Genomic DNA, 26,247 nt, shown 5'->3' on the forward strand with positions numbered 1-26,247 from the left:
GAACCGTTAGTTTTTCGCAAACAACTTTTGAAAGTTTTCGGTGGCCGCAAGATCTCCGTTGGCAAGAATAAAAAGCGCTTCAATCCCATCTACTGCCGCTAGCAACGGGATGCCCCGGGTACCTGCCGCAAAAGCTGCGGTTGCCCAAACATCGGCGGTGACCAAATCTTTTGCCACCACACTCACCTGAACCAAATCCGTGGGTGCAGATTTTCCAGCGGCCTTGGGATTCCAAATGTGATCGCCGCGTTCCGCAGAACCGCTGGTTGCCAGGGCTCGGTAATCGGTGTTCTTCAAATCAATCACGGTGAGAATTGCGTGATCTGAAGATGCGATAGAAATTGGTTTTGAAATTGCAATGCGCCACTCTTGGTCACTGGTCAATTCATCGCTAAGCCATACATCGCCACCGGCATTCATGGTGAAGTCGTTGATGCCGGCCTGCAAAATATATTCGGCGGCGCGCTTGGCGGCCCAGGTCTTAACCACACCGGATGGATCAAAAGTATTTTGTGGAGTCATTGCGCTGAACCAACCATCGGTGCGTTTTTCCCACTCGTCGCAGGCGTCCCAAATTTCTGCCACTACCGGCGGGCAATCGGCAAGACGAGTCTCACCGCGGGCAAGCCTTGAAAGTGGTGAATCAGATTTGTAGAGACTGAAGGTTCTGTCTGCCTCGTGAAGAATCTCGCACGCTTGGCTCAGAATATTTTGAACCTCAACCTCGCCAAGTTCACTGCGACCGGCAAAACGAAAAGTCGTGCCCATGCAAATTTCTACGCGCTCAAAATAATTTCGATCAGTCGATGTCATTAGCCCAACTTCGACATAGCACTCGACAGCGCTTGCTTGTAAGCATCGGTAGTGAAGGTGGCGCCAGAAAGATTTCCAAAGCTCGCGCTCTGCGCCTTCATTGCCTCTTGATTCAAGATTGGAATTGCCTGATCAAAGCCCGGGCTTGCGGTGGCCTGAAGCTCTGTGATTGATTCAATCTTTCCCGCCGTTGCGGTTACCTCAAGTTCAATCACGCCGTATCGGTATTGAATTGCATCACCCTTTACGGTTTGAGTTTTGGTTGCACCAGCTGCCGAGCCACCCAAGTCTTTGGCCGGGTTCAACCAAAGTGCATTGATTCCAATCGCTCCACCAATGCTGGCCAGCACCAACAATGTGGTTGAAAGAATCCACGGCCGCTTTTTTGAGTAGGGATTAGCCAGCATCAGGTCTTTAGAATTTGCCAAGAGCCGACTCCAATGCTTGCTTGAATGCCTGGGTGGTAAAGGTCGCCCCAGACACATTGCCAAAGTTTGAGCCGTTTGCGTTCACCGCGGCCTCGGCCAGCATGCCTGGTACCACGGCCCAGTCGGGCCCCTTGGTTGAAGACTGAATTAGGTTTACGGCCGTGATGCTTGAGCCGGACTTCACAACCTCTAGCTGAATTACCCCGTATTTATAAGCTACGGCTGCGCCGGTTTGTGACACCGATGCGGTCGCCGGCTGCTTGGTTGGCGCAGGAGCTGTGGCTTTAGTTGGTGCCGACGATTGGGATGCGGATTGGCTTGGAGCGGTGCCCGGTTCAGCGGGTGTGGCTGGTGTGGCGCTCGGCTCGGCTGTCGGGACGGCCGGGGCATCGGTGTTGTTGGTTGCAGCAGGCTGCGGAGCGGTTTCCAAGCTAAGGCCAGTATCGGCCGCTTGCCCCAGCGACCACGAAGTCGCCAGCACGCCAAGGCTTAGAACGCCAACAATATTTTGAGTTGCTTTTCTCACCAGGCGTACTCCTCTGAGTGAATGTTGTCGACAGGGGTACCAGCTTTGCGCACTGTTTTAATTACGCTGTGGGTCCATGCTTCCGGGCCGCAAATGTAGACGTCGGCTTCTGAAACATGTGGCGCCATCACGGTGAGGCGAGCAACGTCTGGTGTGTTTGATCCATCATCATTTAGCCAAGAATTTTTACTAGCGCGCGGACCAGCTATCACGTGTAGTGGAAATTCTCGTCTGCGACATATTTCTTGAATCTCACTCAACAGAGATGCATCCGCTTCATTGCGCACGCGATAGATCACAGTGATGTCACCCGGGCGCGCGGCCATAGATTCGGCAAGAGTGCGAATTGGTGGAATACCAATTCCCGAAGCAATCAAAACAACTTTTTCTTTGGTGCGGCGTTCCTCAGTGAACAAACCGTAGGGTCCTTCAATTGCAATAGAGGTACCCGGCTTGATGTTTTGCATCAGCTTGGTGTCATCACCGCGATCACCAATCGTGAAGCGCAGGTACTCACCATTTGGCGCAGCCGAAATTGAGAATGGATGTGGGCGCCACCACTGCGAAGGTGTTAGCACTCGCAAGAAATAGAACTGCCCCGATACCGCTTCAATCTTTTCAAGGTGCTTGCCGGTCAAATAAAGCGAGACGGTGTCTGAAGAATCACGAACGGTTTGTGCAAGCACCAGGCGCTTACGGAACGATTTACGAATCGGAATAATTACGCGGAACCAAAGAATATTTAGAAAAACAAAAAGGTAAAGCGCAACCCAGATAGTTGTCTGCACCGGCTTACCTGCTACGTCACTACCGGCTGTAAAAATATGAGGCACTGCAAGGGCTACTGAAACATAAGATGTGAGGTGCACAAAGAACCAAGCTTCATAACTCATCTTGCGACGAGTGAAGTTGATTGAGGTCAACACCACAACAATCATCAAGGCCAAACCGATAGTGGCAATCAGCATGTCTTGTACATCGGTGATGAACCACCAAAGAGTTGTGCCGATAGCTTTGGCGTTAGTAATTGAGTACTGAACCAGCGAAGCCAAAAAGTGGGCAACAATCAGGTACAGCACCGGCTTGCCGAGGCGCTTGTGAACCACGGTTGCGCCATCGTGACCGTAGAACTTGTCAATCCAGGGAACTCGGGCAACGAGAAGTAGCAATATCAAGAGCAGGGCGGTGCCCAATAAAGAGGTAAGCCGGCTAATTGCACCAAGTGCGCTGGGTAGATCTGTGACGCCCTTTAGCCCGCCGTCGAGCAGAAACATCACCAGCACCGTCATGATGATTGACCAGGCAATTACCTCGATCACGTCTTGGGCTCGTTTTACCCGCACCGCCTTGCGTTCACCAATGCGAACCGCTTTATTGGGTTGGCTTAGCCGAAGTTGATTGGCCGGTGCGTCGTCCATTCTTGTAGTCTGTTCGCCAAGTCTGGGAGTTATCTGGATGTGGGCTGTGTGTCAGGGATGAATCCGCCCCAGATATAAAGTTGCCTCATGACAGCTCTTCCGATTGTGCGAACCTACACCGATGCCGAGGGCATCGACATCACTTTTTACGAATGGCCAGTGGCCCAGCCAAAGGGCTGCATTCAACTGGTGCACGGCTTGGGTGAGCATGCACGCCGATACGACCACGTGGCCGCTGCGCTAAATCGCGCGGGCTTTAGTGTTTATGCCGACGATCACCGCGGGCACGGTGCAACCGGATTGCGCATGACCGCCGAGGGCATCACCAAGAAGCAGGGCAATCTTGGCCCGGGTGGAATGGCAGCGGTATTTGCCGGAGTGCGTCAGCTAAGTCACATCATCGTTGGCGAAAACCCGGAGGAACCGCTGGTGCTTCTTGGCCACAGTTGGGGCTCAATGATTGCGCAGCGCATTTACAACAAATACTCCGATGAGTATGACGGCCTAGTTCTGAGCGGTTCATCCATTTTGATTCCAGGTGTGGTGCCAAGTTCTGGTTTCAACAAGAAGTGGAGCAAAACTCCAAACGCAACCGGATACGAATGGTTGAGTCGTGATGAAGAGGTTGGCCGCGAATTCCTGGCTGACCCAAAGAATTTCCCAGAGACAGCGATTCAAGTTTTTGGAATCACCAACACCGCAAAACTCATGGGTGTGCCATCAAAGCAAATTGATTCGCATGTTCCGATTTTGATTATGGCTGGATCAGCTGATCCGCTTGGCGGTGAGAAGGGTAACAAGAAATTACTTGATGCCTACCGCAAGGCCGGAGCGCACGATGTTGAGCTGGTTATTTATCACGATGCTCGTCACGAAGTTTTCAATGAAATTAATAAGCAAGAAGTGCTTGAAGATTTGATTGCCTGGTTGGATGACCGACTAGATGCCCACCAGCACCTTGACGAGATCTAATCCTTTTTAGGTAGCTCGCAAAAAGCCACTGCTTCTTCGATTGGGTTTAGCAGTAGGTCATGGGTCTCTGGGTGCTTCTCCATGTAGCGCACGGTGTATGAACAAACTGGCACCACCTTGTCAGCCCCCTGCTCACGAATGTCATTCAGTGCGAACTTGGTCAAAATTGCAGCCAGGTTCTTGCCCTGATGCGCCGGGTTAACGTGAGTGCTCACCATGTGGATTTCACCAGGAGTCTTGCGGTACTTGAGATCGCCGACTTCTTCGCTGCCCAGAAAGATTGCGTATCGGTGTTGCTCTGGTTCGTGAATGACTTTGGCTTCCATACTTCTAATTATGGGCCCCAATCTAAATAGGCCGGTGAGGCTCGTTTATCAAAACGTTACCTAAATTGGATTTTTGTTCTGGTTATCAGGAGTAGATTCAAGAACTACTGGGGGAGTATCCCAAAGCAAGTGCAACGACATAACCGGCTTAGGTGCCCGGGCACTTGGTCACTAGAAATAGTGACGGAGAGACTCAGTCTTCGGTCAACATTGGGGTTGACGGGTAAGACTGACCACCCCACTGAAGACCGTCGCGGACTTTCCGCCGGAGAGTCCTCGTTCCAAATCCATGGAGGACAAAAAATCGTGAAGAAATTTACTATCGTCGCAACTGCGCTGGCTTTAGCTGCATCTAGCATGAGCCTGGCACCGGCTGCGAATGCGGCAGCGGTTCCAGCTGCAAAAGCGAGCGTTCTAAAAGAATGTTCAAAGCTTGGCGAAGTTGCCAAGAAGAAAGGTGCAGACGGCTCAGACCTTTTCTGCATAAAGGCCACTAAAGGTGGAATGAAGGGCAAGCAGGTTTGGCAGTACAAGAAGCTGCCTGTTATCAAGAACTTGGACGTTATTGTTCCAAACTCACTGACCTCTGGTTTTGGTGGGTTTGGTAAGGCAATTGCTGACGCACTTAAGGCAGAGGGACTTACCGATGCCGAGCCAGTACTAACCTCAAAGCCAACCCCGTACAGCAACAGCTTGAAGTACGTCAACGAAGAGATGGCTGGTAAAGCCGGCAAGCTTGCAGTGACCGGATTCGCTCAGGTAGGTGGAGCATTCACCGCTAAGGCTGGATCTTTGGTTTCTGACGGTACTCCGGTAGCACGTATGTACGCAGAGTACAGCGCTATTGCAGTGAAGGCTGACTCAAAGTACAAGACCATCGAAGAGTTGGTTGCCGACATCAAGAAGGACCCAAAGTCAATGGCAATCGTAGGTAACGCCGTTGGTGGTGTTGACTACTTCGTTGCTGCTCAGCTTTACGAGGCACTAGGTCTGACCGTCAAGGACATGAACTACACAGCAAACAGCACTGTTGCAGCTTCAATCCTGAGTGATGCCAAGTATGCTTTCGCAGTTTCTGGTTACGGTGACTTCCCTTCATACGTTCAGGCTGGAACTCTAAGACTGTTGGCAGTAACTGGTCCAACCCCAATCAAGGGTGTAAATGTACCAACCCTGGTATCAAAGAAGATTGACGTTGTAGTTCAGAACTGGCGTGGAATTGTATTGCCACCAAAGACCAGCCCTGCCGGACGCGCACTAGTAATTCGCGCACTTGACATCGTGAACGCATCGCAGTCATTCGCCACTTACCTAGAGACCCAGAAGGCCTTCTACAACTGGCTACCTGGAACAGCCTTTGATAACTGGCTAAAGGGTGAAGAGAAGAAAATCCGCAGACTATACGCTGAAATCGGTCTTTTGTGATTTTAGATAAAAAGCGTTCTGCAAAGGGGGAGCTGGTTTTTACCAGCTTCCTCTTTCTCGCGGGTGTAGTTGTGTTGTGGGATGCAAGTCAGCTTCCCGAATTAGCTTCTGCAGATTTTGTTGGAAGTAAAACTTTTCCAAGCATTATTGGTTGGTTGCTAATCATCTTGTCTACCCTTCAATTGATCTCTGTTGCCCGAGGAAACCTTGGAGAACCAGAGGAAGTCGAAGGTGGTCAAGTTGCCAGCAAGTTGCGACTAAAGCCATTCCTATTGATGATTACCGGGCTGCTGGTGTTTGCATTTGGATTACCAATCATTGGATTTCCAATTGCCGCAACGATTTTGTTCGCATCGGTGGTCTACGCATTAAATCCAGCGAAGACAAAATGGTTTATTGCCATTCCCATTGCAGCAGCCACCGCTGCGGTTGTTTATTTTGGTTTCACCCTTGGCCTGCAAATTGATCTGCCTTGGGTATTTAATTTTGACTTTGGCCCTGCTGAGGTTGTTGTGGAAGAGGACTGGTAATGGACTTTGGTTCTTTTCTTGAGGGTTTCTCAAACTCCCTGACAATCACAAACCTTGGCTTTGGACTTTTGGGTTCATTGCTTGGAACTTTGGTAGGTGTGCTTCCGGGCATTGGTCCAGCTCTAGCAATCTCGTTGCTATTGCCGGTCACCTATGGTCTTGAGCCGCAGAGCGCGATCATCATGTTCTGCGCCATTTACTATGGCGCAATGTTCGGTGGCTCTACCACCTCAATTCTTTTGAATGCACCAGGTGAATCTGGTTCGGTAATGACAGCCATCGAAGGAAACAAGATGGCCCGGGCCGGCAAGGCCGGAGCCGCGCTTGCTACGGCGGCTATCGGTTCTTTCGTAGCTGGTGCAATTGGCACAGGAATTCTGGCGATTGCGGCCCCTGGCATTGCAGCCCTTGGCCTAAAGATGACTCCGCCAGACTTTTTTGCTTTGATGATTTTGGCCTTCGTGACCGTGAGCTCGCTAATGGGGCGTTCGATTAATCGGGGTCTAATTGCACTGACCATTGGTCTGGTTATTGGCATGGTGGGCATTGATCCCAACTCTGGCGCAGCCCGACTTTCGTTTGGCAGCCCAGATGCCATGGAGGGGTTCTCAACCGTAGTGGTTATTGTGTCTTTGTTTGCGGTTTCTGAGGCGCTGTACATTGCGCTCTCGGGTCGGCTTGAAAGCGGAACCCTGAACAAGCTGGTTGGTTCGGCTCGCATGAATAAAGAAGAGTGGGGTCGCTCTTGGAAGCCATGGCTTCGTGGCACTGCGATTGGTTTTCCAACCGGAGTCATGCCAGCGGGTGGTTCTGAACTACCAACCTTTTTGAGCTACACGCTTGAGAAGAAGCTTTCCAAAAATTCAAGCGAATTTGGCAAGGGTGCAATCGAGGGCGTTGCAGGGCCAGAGGCAGCAAATAATGCCAACGCGGCAGGAGCACTGGTGCCACTTTTGGCCCTGGGAATTCCAACCTCGGGAACAGCGGCAGTAATGCTTGCAGCCTTTGATCAATTCAGAATCAGCGCCGGCCCAATGCTTTTCGCAGAGCAGCCGCTTTTGGTCTGGACTTTGATTGCATCTTTGTTCATCGGAAACTTCTTGCTACTGGTAATTAATTTGCCGCTGATCAAGATGTGGGTTCAAATTCTAAGAGTGCCGGCACCATATCTATTTGCCGGAATTCTGGTATTTGCCATGGTTGGTGCCTACTCGATCAAGAATTCAACTTTTGATCTTTTGGTTGCAATTGGTATTGGTGCGCTCGGAATGATTCTGCGCAGGTTTGGCTACCCAATTACTCCACTGATTCTTGGTGCGATTCTTGGGCCAATGGCCGAGACGCAATTCCGCCGGTCAATGCAATTGAGCCAAGGTGACCCAGGAATCTTCATCAGCACACCGTTCACGATTATTACTTACCTGCTGATGTTGGTTGCCCTTGGTTGGCCGTGGATCAATAAAGCAATCAAGAATTCTCGCGTAAAGAACTAGGCTCAACTAATGAGCAGCAAGACAACGAGTGGTGGCCATTGGCTGCCACTCGTTGTTTTCAACTCCCTGATGATTCAGGGGGGCATTTATGTGGTGCGCCCAATTGTTTCTTACAAAGCACTTGAGCTGGGCGCTGATGCGGCGATGGTTGGAATCATCGGTGCCACTTTTGCTCTGGCGCCCCTAATTTTTGCAATTAGATTCGGCCGGGCCGTGGATAAGGGCAAATCCGGATTGGCAATGTTGTTTGGATCAATCATCTTGGCACTCACATCTTTTGGTTTGCTTTTTGTGGATTCAATACCGTTGCTAATGATTGCAATGCCGTTACTTGGAATCGGTCACCTGCTCTGTATGGTTGGTGGTCAAACCATGATTGCTAATAGGTCCCAATCCAAACTCTATGAACGAAACTTTGGACTCTTTACTTTTTACGCTTCGCTTGGCCACGCTTTTGGCCCGCTAATTGGTGGTTGGCTGGCTGACTCTGGAGAGCAGCGTGTGAATGCAAATGCCGCATTCACATTTGCAATCGTGATTTTTATTCTTGCCGCAATAAGCGTCTTGAAACTTTCTACTCGGCGAGAGAACCAGCCAGTTCCAGAAAAGACCAGCGCAAAGATTACGGCGCGAGAGGTGCTGAGCGTGCCAACTTTCAAGTCAGCCATCTTTGTGGCCAGCGCAACAACTGCCGTCGTTGACGTGCTGCTGATCTTTTTGCCTTTGCTTGGGCGGGAGCTGGGCATTGGTGTGACAGAGGTTGGAATCTTGCTGGCGATCAGATCCGTTGCGTCAATGGCAGTGCGTGTGTTGCTGGGGCAGATTACCAATTGGCTTGGTTTGCGAAAGATCTTGATCTGGGGAGCATCTGTAACTCTGGTAAGCATGCTGGCTCTTGCCCTCACCGATAATTTCTGGGTGATTGCCTTGATTATGGTGGTCTCTGGCTTTGCGATGGGCATTGGACAACCGGCTACCATGGCCTGGGTCTCGCGGATTTCATCGGCCGACAGCCGCGGGCTGGCGATTGCAATTCGCCTGACTGCAAATCGTTTTGGCCAGGTGGCCATGCCGGCAGTTGCTGGTTTGATTGCGGTCGGCGGGGTTGCATCGGTGTTTTACATGTTGGCATTGGTTCAAGCAGGATCAATCTTGGCAACCGCCCGCGCGTTAAAGTCGGAAGATTAGTCGCTGGTTTAAATCGGCGATTAAGATTGGGCTCATGCCTAGCAATCAGCCAAAGACTAATCAGCTTCACTTTGGCGACAACCTAGGGATCCTTCGAAAGTTGCCCAGCGAGTCAGTTCAGCTGATCTACATTGATCCGCCGTTCAACACTGGGCGCACTCAGACTCGCGGCACCACAACAACAACCCGCACCGATGCCGGTAATCGCGTGGGCTTCAAAGGTAAGCGCTACGACGTGGTGCGTGAAACTGTGCTCTCTTACGACGATGAGTTTGAAGATTTCTGGTCATTCTTGGAGCCTCGCCTTGAAGAGGCCTGGCGCCTGCTAAACGAAACCGGAACGCTTTACCTGCACCTTGATTACCGCGAGGCGCACTATGCCAAAGTCTTGCTGGATGCGCTGTTTGGTCGAGAGTGTTTTTTGAATGAAATTATTTGGGCGTACGACTACGGCGGCAAAAGCAAAAATAAGTGGCCGTCAAAGCACGACACCATTTTGGTTTACGTGAAGAATCCGGCAAAGTATTTCTTCAATTCCTCAGAGGTTGATCGTGAGCCATACATGGCACCGGGGTTGGTGACTCCGGAAAAAGTTGAAAAAGGAAAACTACCAACCGATGTTTGGTGGCACACAATTGTTTCGCCAACCGGAAAAGAAAAAACTGGCTACCCAACTCAAAAGCCAAAGGGAATTTTGCGCCGCGTGATTCAGGCATCTTCTGAGCCAGGCGATTTGGTTTTGGATTTCTTCGCGGGTTCTGGAACAACCGGTGCGGTAGCGGCCGAGCTTGGTCGTAAATTTATTCTGATTGATCAGAATCCGGAATCTATCGGTGTGATTTCAAAGCGATTGAACGACGCCGGCGTGGAATTCGAGCTGAAGAGCTAAACACCAAAACAAAAGTCAGCACAATCATGATTGCCGACACCGCCATGGCCATGCCATAGTTGGTGGAACCCGGTCGCGAAATCAAAGCGTAGAGAACCGTTGGCAGAGTTGCTTGATCACCAAAGGCCAGCAGCGATGCCGCACCAAATTCACCAATTCCGGCAATGAGCGCAAAACCAATCGCGGTGAGAATCACATGCCGAATGATCCCAGACTCAATGTGCCACCAAGTTTGTCGTGAGTTGGCACCGGCAAGCGCCGCGGCCTCGCGATGATCGGCACCAATTGAAATAAGCGCCGGGTAGATCAGGCGAATCACCAGTGGCAGCGCCATCAGCGCTTGAACGATTGGCACGACCAACCAGCTGGCACGAATCGGCAGCGGCCCATCGCCAAAGGTAATCAGGTAGCCAAAACCAAGCACCACCGATGAAATTCCAATTGGGATCAGGAACAACAGATCAATGGTGCGATTTGAGAATCGAGCGCGGCGACTGCGGTGAGTGCGAGACAGCAGGTATGAAACCAGCGAACCAAGCACAACCGCAATGCTTGCCGAGATGGCAACGTTTCGCAGGGTATTCAGGGTGGCCTGCCAAACCGAGATATTTAGTAGTTCGCGATCACCACGACCGGCCAGGTTCATGAAGTTCTGCAGGCTTAGGCCACCGTCAAAGGTGAAGGCCTTGGCCAGCAACACAAGCATTGGTATGCCAATCATGCCGATTACAGCCAGAGCCGTGATGGCAACTGCTGGCCAATCTCGGGCATCCACCGCCGGCTTGCGAGTGCTCTCGTCAACCTGTTCGATGCCGATTGGGTGCTTGGCGATCGCCTCAGAGATACTGAAGGCAACCACCGTAATTAAGGTTTGCAATAGCGCCAGGGCCGCGGCCTTATTTAGGTCAAGAAATTGCAGGGCTGCGGTTGCAATTTGAGTCTCCACCGATTGCACCTGGCCGCCGCCCAGAATCAAGATTATGCCGTAGCTGCTGGAGCAAAACAAAAAGGTAAGCGCCGATGCCGAGACAATCGCGGGCTTTAGCTGTGGCAGGGTGATCAGCAACGTTGTGCGCAGTCGCCCGGCTCCGGCCAGGGCCGCGGCTTCCTCTGTTTCGTTGTCCATGGTGGCCCAGACTCCGCCGAGTGTGCGTACCACCAGTGAGTAATTCACAAAAACGTGCGCCGCGATTATCCAGTAGATGGAATTCTCAAAGAAGAACCCCAAACCAATCTGCTCGTAGATTTTGTGTTCTGCCCTGAATGACGAAAAGACAATGGCAACGACGATGGTCGGTAAAACCAGCGGCACAGTAATCAGCGCACGAATGAAGCGCTGACCAAAGAACCGCTTGCGATACAAAACGTAGGCGCCAGGTATGCCAATCACAAGTGCAATCAAGGTTGAAAGACCTGCCTGCCAAATGGTGAACCAAATTGCCTTTAGCGTGGCTGGTTCAAAATAAATTTCAAACCAATTGCTAGATAAACCAAGCCCAATAATCTTTAGCAATGGCCAGTAGAACAACACCGCAATAAAAAGCAGCGGGATTACCCAAAGCCAAAGTCGTTTAGACATTTTGAGTCATCACAAGTTTTTAGTTGACTGCGAAAATTTCAGACCACTTGTCTAACCAGGTCTTGCGGTTCTTTGCAATGTCTAGTGTGGCACCAACATGTTTTGTTGCCGCTGGGGCAAAGTCGGCCCAGGCTTTAGGTAATTCAACCGTGGCAAGAATTGGGTAGACGTACATGTTGTCGGCCAGAGTTTTTTGGAAGGCTTCAGTCAACATAAAATCGGCAAGCTTTTTTGCAGCCGCTGGGTTCTTGGCATTTTTCAAGACGCCAACGTATTCGGTTTGGCGGAAGCAGCCATCAAGAATGCTTGCGGTTTGAGATTCCCCGGCGTACTCACCGGAGTCGCGAACCTCAAATGCGGGTGATGAGGAGTAGCTCAGCACGATTGGGTAATCACCCTTGCCAGAGGATCCGCTGAACTCAGTAAAGTAAGCGTCTTCCCAACCGGCCGCAATCTTTACATCATTTGCTTTCAACGCGGTCCAGTACTGTTCCCAACCACTTTCGCCAAATACCTCAACGGTTGTGGCCAAGAAGGCTAGCCCCGGTGATGAAGTAGTTGGATTACTCAAAACGGTTAGCCCCTTGAAAGCTGGTTTGGTTAGGTCCTTGATTGAGGTTGGAGCAGGTTGCTCGTTGTTTGCAAACCAAGCTTTGTCGTAGTTAAAACAAACATCACCAAAGTTCACCGCGGCCAACTCGCCGTCGATGATGCCATTTTCAATTGCCACACCACTGAAGGTGTTGTCGATTCCGTAAACAGCATCGGCAATTGGAGAATCTTTAGTAAGAACCAATTTGTTAGTCATGGCTCCGGTGTCGCCGGCCTTGATCTGCTTAATGGTGATGCCGGTTTGCGCCTTGAATTCAGCAATTACCTCTTTGGTAAAGACGGCTGAGTCGTGAGTTGCAATGGTGACCTCAGTTGGGGTTGCATCGCCCGCCGGTGCACAGCCGGTTAGTGAAAAAGTAGCCAGGGTGATAGCCGCTAGGGTTGCGGCGGCGCGCATCGGTGTGAATTTATTGAAGTTAAACATTTAAAGTTCCTTCCTTCGCTGGCATTACCCAGACAGGTTCTACGGTCGAAGACTGGATGTCTTCCTCTCAGCTGGGTTTACCCGGCTCCCGTGTTCGCATGATTGCGTACCCCCTAAGGATAAGCGAAAACCCCCACCGATAGGCAGGGGTCCTCGGATTGCTTGGAATTAGTGCATGCTGGCCAATTTGGCTTCCTCTTCGGCTTTTGCTGCCACGCCAGACATCTGGCGAAGCGGAACTTCTTTGACGAACCATGTCAGCACGAAACCAACAAAGATGACCGCAGCGGCAGCCGAGAACACGGTAACTCCGGCCTCGGTGAAGGCAATCAGAATCGGCTTTGAGATCTCTGGTGAAATGCTCTGCAAGAACGACGAGTCAGTTGCCACCATGTCGGCGATGCCACCGGGCTGAGTGTTTTTCAAAATCGAGTTTTCAGGCAGGGTCAAAAGTTCTGGCTTGGCCATCAACACCGATTTAATCTGCTCGCCAATCCAAGAGCCCTTATCAGCCAAGGTTGCAAACAGAATCGAAAGGAATACTGCAACACCACCGGTTCCACCCATCTGGCGGAAGAAGGTTGATGAAGAAGTTGCCACACCAATGTCACGTGCATCAACAGCATTTTGTGCCGCGATGGTTAGTGTCTGCATTAGCTGACCCAAACCAAGACCCATCACAACCATGCCGATTGAGATCTGCCAGATCTCCCAGTCGTACTTCATTTGCGCGAAGTAAACGTATGAGAGGGTCATCATCGCGGTGCCCAGCACCATAAAGATTTTGTATTTACCGGTTCGCCCGGTGATGATTCCGGAACCCATTGATGCGGTCATCATTCCAATGGTCATTGGAATCATTAGCAGGCCAGCCTCGGTAGGCGAAGCACCCTTCACGATTTGCAAGATCAACGGCAGGGTCATCATGCCACCAAACATTCCAACACCAACAATCACACCAATACCGGTGCTCATTGAGAAGGTGCGTGACTTAAATAGCTTGAGCGGCAAGATTGCGTCGTCACCCATTTTGCGTTCGATAAACAGGAACGAAATAATTCCAATCGCTCCGGTCACATACATCGTGATGGCAAGTGAGCTGTTCCAACCCCAGTCGCGACCTGACTCAGCAACCAGCAACAGTGGCACAACCGCAACGATAATCGCAGCCGAACCAAGCCAGTCAATTTTTGATTTGCGTGGAGTGTGCGGCACGTGCAAGAACGAAACCACCATCAACATGGCAGCAATTCCAATTGGCAAGTTGATTAGGAAGATCCAGCGCCAGCCTTCAACAAATAAGAAGGTATCGATGTCGGCAAACAAACCACCGATAAGCGGACCAAGAACTGAGGATGTGCCGAACACCGCCATGAACATGCCCTGGTAACGAGCGCGCTCTCGTGGCGGCACGATATCGGCAAGGATTGTTAGCGAGAGTGTAAACAAACCACCGGCACCAATTCCTTGGAATGCACGCCAGGCAGCAAGCTCATACATTGAGTTAGAAAACGCAGCCGTGACAGAGCCGATTACAAAAACCGCGATTGCAAAAATAAACAAACGGCGACGACCAAAAATGTCACCGAGCTTTCCATATAAAGGAGTGGTCACGGTTGAGGTAATTAGGTAGGCGGTGGTTGCCCAGGCCTGAAGTTCAAGACCCTGCAGGTCATCGGCAATGGTGCGCATTGCGCTACCAACCACTGATTGGTCAAGTGCCGAGAGAAACATGCCGCTCATCAAGCCGACAAGTACCAACATGATCTGGCGGTGAGTCATCACACCGGTTTTGGCAGATTCTTCTGCTGCTGCTTTTCTGTCGGCGCGCGCCATGGGACTCGATTCGTTCGAATTATTTTTGAGGGGAAAGTTAGGCTGGGTCTATGCGTTTCCCGCGAGAGTTCAAGCCTAAGCCCACAAATTGGAAAGTAGTTCTAACTACTGCAATTGCTCTCGCTGCGCTGTTATTCCCTATTGGTGTGGCCGCTATGCCCGCTGGCGCCGTGGTTTCAACCGGAGACGTGCCCCGCGGAACCAGCGAAGTTGAGCGCAATACCAGCGATGTGCCGCGTACCTCTTTATACAACACCGATGCCGCCAGCTCGCTGCAGGTTGTGGTGAATAAGAAGCGTCCCCTGAACCCAATCGATTACCTACCAAAGGGCAAGGTTCAGATTGGTTATGCCTGGGTGGCCAAGCCTGCGGCCGAGGCCTACGCCAAGTTGAAGGCGGCGGTTAGCGCCAAAAAGCTGGGAACCCTGTGCATCAACAGCGGCTACCGCAGTTTCGCCAGCCAAAAGATTATCCACGCGGCTAAGGTGGCCCAGCTGGGTAAGGCCGCGGGCGAGCGACTTGCGGCCCGCCCCGGTCACTCGGAACACCAAACCGGTTTGGCCATTGACGTCTCAACCACCCAGCTTGGTTGCCGGATTGGCCCTTTTGGTTCCAGCCGAGCCTCAAAGTGGATTGCCCAAAACGCCTGGCAGTACGGATTCATCGTGCGCTATCCAAGCAATGCCAAAACATCGATAACTGGATACGTCTGGGAACCCTGGCACCTACGTTTTGTTGGCGTTGAACTTGCCACAGATATGAGATCTAAGAAGATCACAACCCTTGAAGAATTCTTTGGATTGCCGGCTGCGCCAAGATACTGAGCACCCTTAACCGGGTTGGCTAAGCCCATTTTCACGGAGAGTTAGAAAAAACGCTCCTAGCCCGCGTTTTTTACTAGGCCAGCACGTTGTCTACAAGAAGCTTTGCTTCAGATTGCACAGACTCCAGATGTTGCTGACCTAGAAAACTCTCCGCATAAATCTTGTAAACATTTTCAGTACCCGATGGCCTAGCGGCGAACCAAGCGTTTTCAGTTTCAACCTTGAGCCCACCAAGGGCTGCGCCGTTGCCTGGAGCGTGGGTGAGAATTGCGGTGATTTTTTCACCGGCAAGTTCGCTGGCGGTAACCGCATCGGCAGAGAGTTTTCCAAGCTTTGCTTTTTGCTCAAGGGTTGCCGGTGCATCGATGCGTTCGTAGGCCGGAGCACCAAACTCGGCGGTCAACTCTGCGTAACGCTGAGAAGGTGTCTTGCCGGTTACCGCGGTGATCTCGGCTGCTAGCAGAGCAAGAATTAATCCGTCTTTATCGGTGCTCCAGGCAGAACCATCAAGTCGCAAGAAAGAAGCACCCGCAGATTCTTCACCACCAAAACCAACAGAGCCATCAATCAGACCTGGCACAAACCATTTAAAACCAACCGGCACCTCAATTAATTTGCGGCCAAGTTTTTCAACCACGCGATTGATGATGCTTGAAGACACCATGGTTTTACCAACCGCAGCATCGGTACGCCACTGCGGACGATTGCGGTAAAGGTAATCAATGCACACCGCAAGAAAATGATTTGGATTCATCAAACCGTGATCACGAGTCACGATGCCATGTCGGTCGGCATCGGCATCGTTGCCGGTAGAAATATCAAACTTGTTGCGGTCTTCAATCAGTGAAGCCATTGCAAAAGGCGACGAGCAATCCATGCGAATTTTTTCATCCCAGTCCAGGGTCATGAAACCAAATTGAAAATCAACCGCAGGATTTACCACGGTGAGGTTCAAGTTATATTCCTCACCAATTGCGCCCCAGTAATCAACCGATGCACCGCCCATAGGGTCAGCACCAATTGACACGTTGCTGTCGCGAATGGCATCAAGGTTTAGAACATCGCCGAGCTGTGAAATGTAGTTCTCACGGAAGTGAAACTTGGTTGGCTTTGGCGCCGAACGCTTTACCCCTCGCATTCCGCCAAGAATAATTTCGTTGGCGCGGGCGGCAATCCAATTGGTGGCATCGCTGTCGGCGGGTCCGCCGTGTGGAGGGTTGTATTTGAATCCGCCATCGGTGGGTGGATTGTGACTTGGGGTGATCACCAGCCCATCGGCCAAGTGTGAATCGCCGGCCGGCTTGCCCTCATTGTGATTGATGATGGCCACCGATACCGATGGCGTTGGCACATAGCGGCCCTCGGCATCAACCATGGTGATTACATCGTTTCCGGAAAGAACCTCAAGAGCGGTTTGCTCGGCCGGTCCGCTCAACGCGTGGGTATCTTTACCCACGTAGATTGGCCCGTGAATATTTTGAGCGCGACGGTATTCCACGATGGCCTGGGTTATGGCGGCAATGTGATCCTCGTTGAACGAGCCGTTCAGACTGGTGCCACGGTGACCCGATGTTCCAAAAGCCACCTTTTGTTCCGCGGTCGTGACATCGGGGTGGATTTCAAAATAGGCCGCAAGCAGCTTCTCAATGTTGACTAAGTCAGATTGTTGGGCTTTTTTGCCGGCTCGCTCGCTCATAGACCTATTTTGCTCGTAACCTTGACCTATGTCATCTGCATCTCGTAACGGTTCTACAAAGAAGACCTACTCGTTCCTTGGCCCAATCGGCACCTTCACCGAGCTTGCTCTGGCCCAGGTAGCCGAGGCCAAGGGTGCCATCGCGCACCCGGTTAGCCACGTGCAGGATGCGATTGATGACGTGATTGCCGGCCGTGCGTTTCGCGCGATTATTCCGGTAGAGAATTCGGTTGAGGGTGGAGTCACCGCAACCAGTGATGCGCTGGCGGCCAACCCAAACATTCGCATCTACGGCGAGTACCTGGTGCCAGTGAAATTTGATTTAGTTGCGCGCCCCGGGGTTGCGCTAACTGATGTTCGCGTTGTGGCCACTCACCCGGTTGCTTACGCGCAGACCCGCGCTTGGTTGAGTGCCAATATAAAGAAGCACACTTACCTGCAGTCAACCTCAACCGCTGCCGCTGCCGCAGATCTTCTAGACACCGATGGTGATCACTCGATTGCCGACGCAGCGGTTGCTGCATCAACCATCACCAAGCACTACAAGCTAAAGGTGTTGGCAAAAAATATTGGTGACAACAAAAACGCACAAACCCGTTTCTTGCAAATTGGTTTAGCAAAGGGTGCCGCGCCAAAGGCCACTGGTAAAGATAAGACATCGGTAATTGTTGAATTGCCGAATGATCGCCCCGGTGCACTGCTAGAAATGTTGGAGCAGTTTGCTGCCCGCGGAGTTAACCTTTCACGAATTGAGTCACGTCCGATTGGTGACCAGCTTGGTCGCTACCGTTTCAACATCGATATTGAAGGCCACGTTGAAGACGCCGCGGTGGCAGAGGCGCTAAAGGGATTGCACCGCTTTAGTCCAAAAGTTATTTTCCTAGGTTCTTATCCACGCGCAGATAAAAAGAAGTCCGTGCATCAGGGCAACAACACAAACGCCGCGTTCGCCGCGGCCGAAAAGTGGATCGCGAAACTTTAGACGCGAACTGTAATTGCCTTCGGCACCACCACGAATTCAACTTCGCTAACCATGCCAAGCACATCACCATCTAACTGCAGGTGAACTGGTCGTTCCGGCTGCACGCGAATTCTGGCACCGGCAAGGTTTTCTATCGTTTTCACGTTTGCGGTGGCATCCATAAGTTGGCGGCCAAATTTATTTGGGCGAATGTTTTGATTGGCAAAACCAACCCGGCCCCAAAAATCAATCCAGTTCCAAAATCTGCGCGGACCAATAAATGCAAGGTCAAGTAAGCCGTCGTCCAGTCTGGCATCAGGCATTAGCGAAAGGTTTCCGGGTAACCAGCCGGCGTTGCCAATCAAAAGGGAAACCAGTTTTAGTTTTCGCGGTTCGCGATTATCAACGGTCACGTGCATGCGCTCAAACAAAGTTGGAATCGATCTGATTCCACCCTCAAAGTAGGCAACCCAACCAATTGCCTTTTTTAGTTTTGGATTGGTGTTTTGCATGATCTTGGCATCAAGACCCATGCCACCCATGACTGAAAAGTAGAACTCGGCCCGTTCACCGTCTGGGCGAATAGCCTTTGCCAAACCAAGATCAATTTCGTGACGGTTCCCCAGCAGTCCGCGCTTGACCGCAACGTTGATATTGCTTAGCTCCAACTTTAGGTTTCTGGCAAGTGCATTGCCGGTGCCGATTGGAATAATGCCAATGGTGACCCCGGTGATTTCTTCGCGGGCCAGGGCATCAAGCACTGATCGCACGGTTCCATCGCCGCCGGCAATAAGTAGGTGGGTGGCATTTTGAGCAACTGCGCGAAGGGCCTGTTGGCCGCCGGTTTCATCGGGGTTAGTGGGTAGCCACAGTGTGGGCTCCCAGCTCAGCGATGACAGGGTGAGGCTTACCGCGGCGTCAAGTTTTTTGCGGTCGATCCGGCCCGGAAAGTAGATGATGGCGGCTCGTTTGTGCTTGCCCCCGGTTGTGCTCATGAGCCCAGACTAACCGCGACCCCGATAATTGGCGAGGCCCGGGTTTTCCACAGAATTGAATCTTGACTCGTGGTACCAGATTGGTACCATTACGGTATGGCTATGACACTTAGATTGACTGAAGAGCAGGACGCAAAGTTAACCGAATATGCCGAGCGGGCCGGACTATCAAAGCAGCGCGCTATCGAGGTTTTGATTGAGACTGCCGACTACCAGGCGGACCGCGAGGCTCGCTTGAAGCAGATTTTTGACAAGGTGATGACAAGAGATGCCAGGCTCATGGAGCGCTTGGCAGATGCCTAATGGACTTCCTCACTTTAGAGGATGCGCTCTTTCAGATTGCGCTCTTGGGTTTTTATGTAAAAGATCCTGGGCTACTGGATAGTGCCCTGAGCCGCCCGAAAACGAGTGTTTTTGGTGAGTTTGCTTACCCATCGGTTGAAACCATGGCAGCGGCTATGCACCAATCTCTAGTCAAGAATCACCCTCTTGTTGACGGCAATAAGCGCACTTCCTGGATGCTGCTAAACACTTTTCTTGAACTCAACGGGTACGAGTTGGTCATGACTGACGACGAAGGCATGGACTTTACGCTTGGTGTGGCCGAGAGTCGGTACGACCTAGAGGCGTCCGCAAAAATCATCAAAGCACACCTGATCCCAGCCGGCGAATAGGCCCAAGCCATAGTTGGCAAGGTAACCTAGAGGGGTGATTGACCCAAACCTGCTCCGTGAAAACCCAGACGCCATCAAGGCCAGCCAGCGCGCTCGTGGAAACGATGAATCGCTAGTAGACCAGGCCGTTGCTGCCGACGCCGCTTGGCGCAAGGCCCTGCAGGAATTTGAGTCACTGCGTGCCGAGCAGAATGCAGCTGCCAAGGCAGTGGGAACAGCCAGTAAAGAGGAACGACCAGCGCTAATTGCTGCCGGTCAGGTAATGGCCGAAAAGGTAAAGGCCGCCAACGAGATTGCCGATGCAGCCCAGAAGCACCTTGACCAGATCATCTGGAAAATAGAGAACGTTGTCATTGATGGAGTACCTGCCGGTGGTGAAGAAAACTTCACCGTAGTTAAAGAGGTAGGCACCAAGCCAAAGTTTGATTTTGAGGCCCAGGATCACGTGGCCCTTGGTGAATCACTAGACATTATTGATATTGAGCGCGGCACCAAGATCGCCGGATCACGCTTTTACTTCTTGAAGGGCTGGGGTGCACGCCTAGAACTGGCCCTGATGAACATGGCGCTTGACTACGCCAGCAAAAATGATTTCACCGCGCTGATTACACCAACCTTGGTGCGTCCAGAGGTGATGGCCGGCACCGGGTTCCTAGGTGAGCACGCAGATGAGATTTACTACCTACCGGCAGATGATCTTTACCTGACAGGAACTTCAGAGGTTGCGCTCGCCGGATATCACCGCGACGAAATCATTGATCTTTCAAATGGACCACTGCGTTACGCCGGTTGGTCAACCTGTTACCGCCGCGAGGCTGGCAGCGCTGGCCGAGACACCCGCGGAATTCTGCGCGTGCACCAGTTCAACAAGCTTGAAATGTTCTCTTACATTGATCCTGCCGATTCAGAAGCAGAGCACGCAAAGTTGCTTGCGTTCCAAGAGGCAATGCTGCAGGCCTGCGAACTTCCTTACCGAGTGATTGACACCGCAGCCGGTGACCTTGGTTCATCTGCAGCGCGCAAGTTTGATGCCGAAGCCTGGGTGCCAACCCAAGAGACTTACCGCGAACTCACTTCAACTTCTAACTGCACCACCTATCAGGCACGCCGCTTGAACGTTCGCTTTAGAAATGCAGATGGTAAGACTCAAACCGCGGCAACCCTAAACGGAACACTTGCCACCACCCGATGGTTGGTTGCGATTCTTGAAAACCACCAGCAGGCTGATGGTTCGGTAAAGATTCCTGCGGCTCTGCGCCCGTACCTTGGTGGCCAGGAATTCATTACTGCGCCAAAGTCACGCGCCTAAGAAAAACTTATGACAATTGCAACCGGAGATGACCGCTGGCTCATTGCCATAGATATTGACGGCACACTTGTCACCGATGATGGTTTTCTCTCTGAACAAGTAACCGCAGAAGTAGCGCGCGTGCGCTCACTGGGTCACGAAATTATTGTTGCTACTGGCCGCAGCGCCGCCAATGCTTTTCCGGTGATCAAAGATATTGGAATTCAAACTGGGTACGCGGTTTGCTCAAACGGTGCGGTAACAATTGAATTACACGAATCTCACGAGCGCGGATTCAAGCCGCACGAGGTAATCACTTTTGATCCTGCCCCGGTACTTGGCGAACTTATCAAGGCCTTGCCAAACGCTCACTTTGCGGTTGAAGATGTTGATGGCACCTACCGATTCCACCGCGAGTTCCCTGCCTACGCGCTTGGTGATCTGAACCGTGAGACTCCGCTTGAAGAACTAACCTCACACCCGGTTAGCCGAGTTGTGGTTCTTTCTCCTGAGCACGACGCCGAAGAATTTGGCAACATGATTGACCGCCTTGGTTTGCACTCGGTTACCTATGCAATTGGCTACACCGCATGGTTGGACATTGCGCCAAGTGGAGTCAGCAAGGCTTCGGCACTTGAAAAGCAGCGCGCTGTACTTGGCATTAAGCCTTCGCAGGTAATCACCATCGGTGATGGTCGAAACGATATTCAGATGTTTGAGTGGGCACGTGAGCTAGGCGGATACGCATTTGCAATGGGTCAGGCTCCAGAAGAAGTCAAAGAAGCTGCCACCGCGGTAACCGCTGCGGTAGAAGATCACGGTGTTGCCCAGGTGCTTGCCGGCTTTGAAGGCATCGTTTACACGCTCAAGTAAGCAGATCAGTGGCTCTTGGCCTCGGGTGGCAATGCCGGCCAGTCTCGGGTAAAGTAGTCGGGTACGGAAGCGTGCCGGAGCGGCCGAACGGAACAGTCTTGAAAACTGTCGTCGTTAATAGCGACCGTGGGTTCAAATCCCACCGCTTCCTCCACAAATGACTAAACCCAGCGAATGCTGGGTTTAGTCATTTAAGGAACCGGCGGTGTTTCCACCTCCCGCATTCTTTGCAGTAATTAGGGCCTTGGCTAGTCTCGCCTAGCAGCAGCGATAACTTCGCTGCTAAACGCTAGGCTCCGGGTTCAAATCCCACCGCTTCCTCCACTTGAGACCCCAGTCATTGACTGGGGTTTTCTGTTTAACAAGAAATCCACAGGCAGCGAGGCCCGGTTTCTCGCTTAAACTAGAGGTTCATGGAAAACCAGACCCCAACCCCCAAACAAAGCAAACGCCAGGCTAAGAAATCGCGCGCTTTTGCTCGCCACGGTCGCATCAGAGTGCAGACCAAAGCCAGCGCAATCTGGGGCATCTTCTTCAAGGTTGTTGGTTTAGTTCTTGGCGCTGCCGTGGCCGTATCGGGCATTGCAATCGCCGATCTTTCAAACACCATCCGCACCAACGGAATCGTTCTTGCCGGGTCAACCAAACTTTCACCAGAGGACATCGCCGGCCCAATCAACATGCTCTTGGTTGGTAGCGATACTCGCGAGGGTCAGGGCGAGGGGTACGGCAACGAAACATCGGTGTTGGCTGACGTAATTATTCTTTTGCACGTTTCGGCAGACCGTAAAAGCGCCACCGCGCTGAGCTTTCCGCGCGACCTACTAGTACCGTGGCCAGCTTGCCCAAGCACTTCAATTCCGCCGGGCCCGGGCTACCTGCCGCAGTCACTTGGCCAAATTAACGCCACCATCGCCAACGGCGGGCCGGGCTGTACTTTGCTGACCGTTGAGGCGCTGACCGGGCTGAAGATTCCGCACCTGGCGATGATTGACTTCAAGGGCGTTATTGAAATGTCTAACGCGATTGGCGGAGTTGAAGTTTGTTTGACCAAGCCAATCAAGGACCAGTACACCTTCTTGAACCTGGCCGCCGGCAAGCACGTGTTGCAGGGCAAGGATGCGCTTAAGTTTTTGAGAACCCGCCACGGTGTTGGCGATGGCTCTGACCTATCGCGAATTTCAAATCAGCAGGTATTCCTAACCTCACTGGTGCGCAAGGTGAAAAGCGCCGGTGTGCTTGGAAACCCGATATACCTATACTCGCTTGCCTCGGCTGCGGCCCGCAACATGAAGTTGAGTGAAAGCCTGACTGATGTGAACGTAATGGTGGCAATGGCCGGTGCGCTAAAAGATGTTGAGCTAGACAAAATGGTTTTCTTGCAGGTTCCTAGCCGCGGTGGATTGCCTGCGCCTTATTCGGGACGCGTTGCACCAATCTACGAAAAAGCAAACATAATTTTTGAAAAACTGCGCAACGATGAGCCGCTAGTTTTGGCCGAGGCTAATGCTGGCCAAGGTGCGGTAATTGCGGAGTCACCGGCACCAAGTTCCAGCCCAAACCCAAGCGCAAGCCCAAATCCATCGGCGCTACCTGAGGGAATTCTTGGCACAACCGCCGACACCAAGACCTGCTCAAACTAAAAACAATTAGGCTGAAACCAAACGGTTCAAAGGTGAACCAGATTGGATTTGAATTGAACAGCAATTCAGAGATTTCACGTTCGTGGCTGCTAGTCAATGCAATGCGCGAAGAGCAGTTTGATGCTGCAGCAAAGAGTCGTGCCGACGAAATTATTCTTGACGTCGAAGACGCAGTGGACCCCAAGTTCAAGGGTGAGGCGCTGCAAAAAGTTATCGCTTGGTTAAACGGCGGCGGCAGTGCGTGGGTTCGCATCAATGACTACACCACAGATTTTTGGCGCCAAGATCTTGACGGCCTAAAAGGAGTCAGTGGACTCAAAGGTGTGATGCTCGCCAAGACTGAAACCGCAAGTCAAGTAACAGAAACCTATGCCGCTCTTGGTTCAACGCTGCCGGTGATTGCACTGGTTGAATCTGCGCTTGGCATTGAAGACTCGCGCGAGATTGCTTCGGCGAAGGGCGCGTATCGGTTGGCTTTTGGTAGCGGTGATTACCGCCGCGATACCGGTACCAGCGTTGATGATTTAGCGATGGCATATCCGCGTTCAAAGCTGGTTGTGGCCAGCCGCATTGGTAATCTGCCCGGACCGATTGACGGCCCTACCGTAGGATCCAACCACGCAGTCTTGAAAGAAAAGAGCGAGTTAGCGGTTGCACTTGGCATGACCGGAAAGCTTTGTCTTGATACCAATCAGCTAGCCGTGATCAACGAAACCATTTGCCCAACGGTTGCTGATGTGACCTGGGCTCACGATTTCATCACCGATTTTGAGGCTCGTGGTCGAGTGATTCGTGACGGTTCAGACTTGCCACGACTTGGTCGCGCTGAGAAGATCATGAAGCTCGCTAACGCTTTCAACATTTCGCCCAGGTAATGTCTAACACTAAGAAAAGCCAGAGCTGGCTTGGCCAGTACATTGCGCTTGGGTTAATTTGGGGCGCATCATTTCTGTTCATTGAGATGGGCCTACTGGCCTTTCCACCAGCCGGGGTAACCTTTTGGCGCTGCTTACTGGGCGCTATTACCCTGTGGGTTTTTGTGAAGGCAAAAGGCCTAGACACGAAAATCGATGGCAAGTTCAAGCTGAAAATTTTATTTGTGGCACTGGTTATGAACGCCATCCCGGGAACGCTTTTTGCGTTTGCTCAAGAGCACGTGAGTACAGTGATTGCCAGCATCATCAATACCGCAAATCCAATTACAACTTTAATTGTGATGCTGATTGCATTTAGAGATGAGAAACCAACGGTTCGCCAGGTAACTGGAATTTTTGTTGGTTTGATTGGTGCACTTTGGGCACTTGGAATTTCAAACGGAGACATCGGTGACAACGACCCCGTTGGCGTAGCCGCAATTGTATTGGCGGTTTTTTGCTACGGAGTCGCGATTCCTTTTTCACACAAGTATCTACTGGGTCAGGGCAGACGTTCAGAAGTGATTGCAACTTGGCAGGTAACTTTTGCTTCGGCGGCACTACTTCCTGCCTACCTTTTTGCAAATTTAATTCTTGGTCAAGAGTTAATTCGCAGCGCATTAACTTTTGAAATTATTGCGTCAATGGTTGTGATGGGTGCAATTGGTAGCGGTATGGCATACATCTGGAATCTGCAGTTGATTGATCGCGCCGGCAGTGCTATTGCAAGTTCGGCAAGCTACCCAACGCTGTTAGTTTCTTTGTTTATTGGTTGGCTGGTACTTGGTGAGCCATTCAGTTGGAATCTTCCGATTGGCGCGGTGTTGGTTGCAGTTGGTTCTGCAATTACTCAGATGAAATCAAAAACCGGAGAGCAAACCATTTAGTTGAGGGCTATTTTCTGCGGCCGTTTAGTAAGTAATTTTTGAGGCGCCAAGATAAAGCGAAAACTCCAAACCAACCTTGGCAATAATTTCACCAACCTGATCCAGATGTGAGCCGATTCTGGTTTTAGGTGCGCTGACATTCATCACACCGATAATTCGATTGGACTGATCGCGAATCGGCGCCGAGGCACCAACCAACCCCCACTCAAACTCTTCATCAACTTTGGCGTAGCCAACTTTACGAATCAGAGCGAGTTCCTTTTTCAAGTCCTCAACATTTTTAATTTTTCCAAGTCGTCGACTCTTATCTACCTGGGGCAACGCGCCTTCGTCTTGAAGTGAAGCACCAATGGTTGGACGAATAATCAAAGTGTCTTGTGCGTGCTCTGCGTACCACTCGTCAATCTCGGCATCGTTCCAGTCACTGAGTAGAGCACGACCAGATGAAGTACTGAGCGCAGCAACGCTGACTCCCTCCCAGCCCACGCCTCTAAATGCGTGAGTTGAAAGCTCACTCTTAAGCGTCAACACATTGCCGCCGCGAAGAACGCAAAGGTGAGTGGTTTCGTGGGTGAGGTTGACCACCTTGCGCAGAAAGCGACCAGCCTCTTCAACAAAGCGGGCTTCGGCAGTTCTTGAGGCAAGTGAGTAGAGCTGGAAACCAAGTCGATACTTGCCGGTGGCGCGATCGCGATCAACAAAGCCGGCGTCGGCCAGGGTGGCCAGGGTGCGCGAGATTTGTCCCTTGTCTCTGGCGGTGAGCTCGGCAACCCGGTTGACCCCAAGACCGTGGTTGCGCAGCGCCTCTGGAGTGCCCAGAACCTCAAGCACCTCTAGGTCGCGGCTTAGCCCGGCGGCGTTTCGGCGCTGGGTTGGCTTGGCCTCAGCCATAGGTTCCTCCTGACGAACACTGGGGGCGATTCCCTGTTTATCTGATTGTTATCGTATTTGGTTGACATACTACCAACTCTCGTTGCGGTATACACAACACATTTCTAGTTTGGAGTTAGCGCTAAAAAGCGCTGATTAGCTC

Annotated in this window: 26 protein-coding genes and 1 tRNA gene; 16 read left to right on the forward strand and 11 right to left on the reverse strand. The window is 51.7% G+C overall.

Annotated features, from left to right (window positions below):
• Positions 1–6: 6 nt before the first annotated feature.
• Genes RHOLA_RS00250 through RHOLA_RS00265 form a run of 4 tightly spaced genes read right to left on the reverse strand, consistent with a single transcriptional unit; the run spans position 7 to position 3,185 of the window.
• Entirely contained in the window at positions 7–813 is an 807-nt protein-coding gene (locus RHOLA_RS00250) for an FAD:protein FMN transferase (RefSeq protein ID WP_051636123.1), read from the reverse strand.
• Entirely contained in the window at positions 813–1,241 is a 429-nt protein-coding gene (locus RHOLA_RS00255; RefSeq protein ID WP_051636124.1) for an FMN-binding protein, read from the reverse strand. The genes RHOLA_RS00250 and RHOLA_RS00255 overlap by 1 nt, the downstream gene beginning before the upstream one ends.
• Positions 1,228–1,767: an FMN-binding protein gene (locus RHOLA_RS00260; protein ID WP_038501536.1), complete on the reverse strand. Its 540-nt coding sequence runs from the start codon at positions 1,765–1,767 to the stop codon at positions 1,228–1,230. The genes RHOLA_RS00255 and RHOLA_RS00260 overlap by 14 nt, the downstream gene beginning before the upstream one ends.
• Positions 1,764–3,185: a ferredoxin reductase family protein gene (locus RHOLA_RS00265; RefSeq protein WP_038501538.1), complete on the reverse strand. Its 1,422-nt coding sequence runs from the start codon at positions 3,183–3,185 to the stop codon at positions 1,764–1,766. The genes RHOLA_RS00260 and RHOLA_RS00265 overlap by 4 nt, the downstream gene beginning before the upstream one ends.
• A gap of 87 nt (positions 3,186–3,272) precedes the next feature.
• Between RHOLA_RS00265 and RHOLA_RS00270 the strand changes: the two genes are divergently transcribed.
• Positions 3,273–4,157, forward strand: a complete 885-nt coding sequence (locus RHOLA_RS00270; RefSeq protein ID WP_038501540.1) for an alpha/beta fold hydrolase — start codon at positions 3,273–3,275, stop codon at positions 4,155–4,157.
• On the opposite strand, the gene RHOLA_RS00275 is transcribed toward RHOLA_RS00270, so the two are convergent.
• On the reverse strand, positions 4,154–4,483 hold the full coding sequence (locus RHOLA_RS00275; RefSeq protein WP_051636125.1) for a GNAT family N-acetyltransferase: 330 nt from the start codon (positions 4,481–4,483) through the stop codon (positions 4,154–4,156). The genes RHOLA_RS00270 and RHOLA_RS00275 overlap by 4 nt on opposite strands.
• A 306-nt stretch (positions 4,484–4,789) precedes the next feature.
• On the opposite strand from RHOLA_RS00275, the gene RHOLA_RS00280 reads away from it, so the two are divergent.
• The 5 genes from RHOLA_RS00280 to RHOLA_RS00300 are packed head-to-tail and all read left to right on the forward strand — an operon-like array spanning position 4,790 to position 10,008.
• A complete protein-coding gene (locus RHOLA_RS00280; RefSeq protein ID WP_038501542.1) occupies positions 4,790–5,908 on the forward strand; it encodes a Bug family tripartite tricarboxylate transporter substrate binding protein in 1,119 nt (372 codons plus the stop codon).
• Positions 5,905–6,438, forward strand: a complete 534-nt coding sequence (locus RHOLA_RS00285) for a tripartite tricarboxylate transporter TctB family protein (protein ID WP_038501544.1) — start codon at positions 5,905–5,907, stop codon at positions 6,436–6,438. The genes RHOLA_RS00280 and RHOLA_RS00285 overlap by 4 nt, the downstream gene beginning before the upstream one ends.
• Positions 6,438–7,931 (forward strand): tripartite tricarboxylate transporter permease, encoded by a 1,494-nt coding sequence (locus tag RHOLA_RS00290; protein WP_038501546.1) that lies wholly within the window; start codon positions 6,438–6,440, stop codon positions 7,929–7,931. The genes RHOLA_RS00285 and RHOLA_RS00290 overlap by 1 nt, the downstream gene beginning before the upstream one ends.
• Before the next feature lie 9 nt (positions 7,932–7,940).
• Positions 7,941–9,119 carry an MFS transporter gene (locus RHOLA_RS00295; protein WP_038501548.1) on the forward strand — a complete coding sequence of 393 codons (1,179 nt, stop codon included), beginning with the start codon at positions 7,941–7,943 and terminating at the stop codon, positions 9,117–9,119.
• A gap of 34 nt (positions 9,120–9,153) precedes the next feature.
• On the forward strand, positions 9,154–10,008 hold the full coding sequence (locus RHOLA_RS00300) for a DNA-methyltransferase (RefSeq protein WP_038501550.1): 855 nt from the start codon (positions 9,154–9,156) through the stop codon (positions 10,006–10,008).
• Here the strand turns inward: RHOLA_RS00300 and RHOLA_RS00305 are convergent.
• The 3 genes from RHOLA_RS00305 to RHOLA_RS00315 form a co-directional block, all read right to left on the reverse strand.
• Entirely contained in the window at positions 9,947–11,587 is a 1,641-nt protein-coding gene (locus tag RHOLA_RS00305; RefSeq protein WP_038501552.1) for an ABC transporter permease, read from the reverse strand. The two genes, RHOLA_RS00300 and RHOLA_RS00305, sit on opposite strands and share 62 nt — an antisense overlap.
• A 19-nt stretch (positions 11,588–11,606) precedes the next feature.
• Positions 11,607–12,623 (reverse strand): thiamine ABC transporter substrate-binding protein, encoded by a 1,017-nt coding sequence (locus RHOLA_RS00310; RefSeq protein WP_038501555.1) that lies wholly within the window; start codon positions 12,621–12,623, stop codon positions 11,607–11,609.
• 168 nt (positions 12,624–12,791) lie between these two features.
• A complete protein-coding gene (locus RHOLA_RS00315) occupies positions 12,792–14,459 on the reverse strand; it encodes an MDR family MFS transporter (RefSeq protein WP_051636126.1) in 1,668 nt (555 codons plus the stop codon).
• 50 nt (positions 14,460–14,509) lie between these two features.
• On the opposite strand from RHOLA_RS00315, the gene RHOLA_RS00320 reads away from it, so the two are divergent.
• Positions 14,510–15,283, forward strand: coding sequence for a M15 family metallopeptidase (locus tag RHOLA_RS00320; protein WP_051636127.1), 774 nt, complete (start codon positions 14,510–14,512; stop codon positions 15,281–15,283).
• Between the two features lie 73 nt (positions 15,284–15,356).
• Here the strand turns inward: RHOLA_RS00320 and pgm are convergent, their stop codons facing one another.
• On the reverse strand, positions 15,357–16,979 hold the full coding sequence (gene pgm / locus RHOLA_RS00325; RefSeq protein WP_038501557.1) for a phosphoglucomutase (alpha-D-glucose-1,6-bisphosphate-dependent): 1,623 nt from the start codon (positions 16,977–16,979) through the stop codon (positions 15,357–15,359).
• Between the two features lie 28 nt (positions 16,980–17,007).
• Between pgm and pheA the strand changes: the two genes are divergently transcribed.
• Positions 17,008–17,961 (forward strand): prephenate dehydratase, encoded by a 954-nt coding sequence (gene pheA, locus RHOLA_RS00330; protein ID WP_038501559.1) that lies wholly within the window; start codon positions 17,008–17,010, stop codon positions 17,959–17,961.
• Here the strand turns inward: pheA and RHOLA_RS00335 are convergent.
• Positions 17,958–18,935 carry a diacylglycerol/lipid kinase family protein gene (locus tag RHOLA_RS00335; protein ID WP_038501561.1) on the reverse strand — a complete coding sequence of 326 codons (978 nt, stop codon included), beginning with the start codon at positions 18,933–18,935 and terminating at the stop codon, positions 17,958–17,960. The two genes, pheA and RHOLA_RS00335, sit on opposite strands and share 4 nt — an antisense overlap.
• 96 nt (positions 18,936–19,031) lie before the next feature.
• Here RHOLA_RS00335 and RHOLA_RS07400 point away from each other — a divergent pair, with 96 nt between their 5' ends.
• The 8 genes from RHOLA_RS07400 (at position 19,032) to RHOLA_RS00375 (ending at position 25,214) form a co-directional block, all read left to right on the forward strand.
• Positions 19,032–19,238 (forward strand): hypothetical protein, encoded by a 207-nt coding sequence (locus RHOLA_RS07400; RefSeq protein WP_038501563.1) that lies wholly within the window; start codon positions 19,032–19,034, stop codon positions 19,236–19,238.
• The gene (locus RHOLA_RS00345) at positions 19,238–19,609 is read left to right on the forward strand and encodes a type II toxin-antitoxin system death-on-curing family toxin (protein WP_038501565.1); all 372 of its coding nucleotides are present in this window, start codon (positions 19,238–19,240) and stop codon (positions 19,607–19,609) included. Before RHOLA_RS07400 ends, RHOLA_RS00345 begins: the two co-directional genes overlap by 1 nt.
• Positions 19,610–19,643: 34 nt before the next feature.
• Positions 19,644–20,918: a serine--tRNA ligase gene (gene serS / locus RHOLA_RS00350; RefSeq protein WP_038501567.1), complete on the forward strand. Its 1,275-nt coding sequence runs from the start codon at positions 19,644–19,646 to the stop codon at positions 20,916–20,918.
• Positions 20,919–20,927: 9 nt separating this feature from the next.
• Positions 20,928–21,770: a Cof-type HAD-IIB family hydrolase gene (locus RHOLA_RS00355; protein WP_038501569.1), complete on the forward strand. Its 843-nt coding sequence runs from the start codon at positions 20,928–20,930 to the stop codon at positions 21,768–21,770.
• 65 nt (positions 21,771–21,835) lie between these two features.
• Positions 21,836–21,924: transfer RNA gene (locus RHOLA_RS00360), tRNA-Ser, on the forward strand.
• Between the two features lie 259 nt (positions 21,925–22,183).
• The gene (locus tag RHOLA_RS00365; RefSeq protein WP_038501571.1) at positions 22,184–23,413 is read left to right on the forward strand and encodes an LCP family protein; all 1,230 of its coding nucleotides are present in this window, start codon (positions 22,184–22,186) and stop codon (positions 23,411–23,413) included.
• Between the two features lie 53 nt (positions 23,414–23,466).
• Positions 23,467–24,288 (forward strand): HpcH/HpaI aldolase/citrate lyase family protein, encoded by an 822-nt coding sequence (locus RHOLA_RS00370; RefSeq protein WP_227818781.1) that lies wholly within the window; start codon positions 23,467–23,469, stop codon positions 24,286–24,288.
• A complete protein-coding gene (locus RHOLA_RS00375; protein WP_038501575.1) occupies positions 24,288–25,214 on the forward strand; it encodes a DMT family transporter in 927 nt (308 codons plus the stop codon). The genes RHOLA_RS00370 and RHOLA_RS00375 overlap by 1 nt, the downstream gene beginning before the upstream one ends.
• A 24-nt stretch (positions 25,215–25,238) precedes the next feature.
• Here the strand turns inward: RHOLA_RS00375 and RHOLA_RS00380 are convergent, their stop codons facing one another.
• A complete protein-coding gene (locus RHOLA_RS00380; RefSeq protein WP_038501576.1) occupies positions 25,239–26,105 on the reverse strand; it encodes an IclR family transcriptional regulator in 867 nt (288 codons plus the stop codon).
• Positions 26,106–26,247 lie beyond the last annotated feature (142 nt).

Source organism: Rhodoluna lacicola (assembly GCF_000699505.1).
Lineage (GTDB): Bacteria > Actinomycetota > Actinomycetes > Actinomycetales > Microbacteriaceae > Rhodoluna > Rhodoluna lacicola.